1 pseudogene is annotated in these 556 nt (G+C 30.8%); it reads right to left on the reverse strand.

The features are described from left to right. Window positions 1-374 (reverse strand): annotated as a pseudogene (locus tag TCEL_RS13045) (DDE-type integrase/transposase/recombinase); the annotation flags it as partial. Window positions 375-556: the final 182 nt, after the last annotated feature.

A 556-nucleotide genomic window follows, 5' to 3' on the forward strand; every position in this document is an offset into this window, starting at 1 on the left:
GGTAAATGAATGTCTTGGTTTACATAAAAGAATTTTGAAACCAAAATCATCAGCAAATGCCTTCATTTTATTATTTACCTTTATCCTGCCATTTTCTATATCAACTACAGTCTTCATGTTATCAAAGAGTATCGACTTTGGAACACCTCCTATTGTTTTAAATGCATTAATTAAGCATTCAAACAGATCTTGTTGAGTCTTAGTTTCTCTTAATTCAAAGTAACAATACCTTGAAAAACCAAGTTTAAAGTTAAAACATTGATAATATATTCTTCCCCATATTTTGAAGTTAGCTTAATCTCCTCCTTYCAATCTACTTGAGCTTGCTCTCCTTCGGGTGTTTCAAATCTTGGATGAGCCATTATTTTTTCTTCAGTAAAACCAACCACATCTCCCGCAACCCAAACACCAATTACTTTAAATATTAAATACAGTACCATAATTAAAATTGGTATGCCTGTTAAAGGATTTAAAGTTAGTGTACTAATTTTTTGTCTTATCCTATTTCCCTTCCCCTCTTTTATTATTACAGATTCAGCTATTTTATCTACTTTCT

This window comes from Thermobrachium celere DSM 8682, assembly GCF_000430995.1.
Classification (GTDB): Bacteria; Bacillota; Clostridia; order Clostridiales; family Caloramatoraceae; genus Thermobrachium; species Thermobrachium celere.